This window comes from Ochrobactrum sp. SFR4 (assembly GCF_019730395.1).
In the GTDB taxonomy this organism is placed as follows: domain Bacteria; phylum Pseudomonadota; class Alphaproteobacteria; order Rhizobiales; family Rhizobiaceae; genus Pseudochrobactrum.
The window spans coordinates 1-344 of record NZ_JAAPBB010000419.1; the positions used below are offsets into that span (position 1 = coordinate 1).

The window sequence follows — 344 nt, forward strand, 5'->3', positions numbered from 1 at the left end:
GTCGCCGCAAGCGCAAACGCTTGTGCGCATGGTCGAGAACGTCCCAAGTCACGCGCTTTCTGAAATCATCGCCCGAGACGAATACAAAAATGCACTTCAGGAATTGCGAGGATTTGTCGAAGACATTCAAACACACTTCAAAGCGCATGACGGTTCGAAAGGTCTGGACCGCGAACGCTTGTCCCAAGTGCTTCCAAATCTGCCACAACATAAAATACATGAGTTCTGCAGAAGCGTTGCCTGTGCAGAAACAATTGGATCGAGAGCCAGCGCTATCGAGCAAGCCAATTCCCAAACGCTCGCCCGCTCTCATTCGCATGAGCAATCACCCTCGAAGGGTTTCG

The 344-nt window shown here is 51.5% G+C and carries 1 protein-coding gene; it reads left to right on the top strand.

The features are described 5' to 3' along the window. Positions 1–28: 28 nt before the first annotated feature. A partial coding sequence (locus HBA93_RS19635; RefSeq protein WP_221724407.1) for a hypothetical protein occupies positions 29–344 on the top strand: 316 nt, incomplete at its 3' end.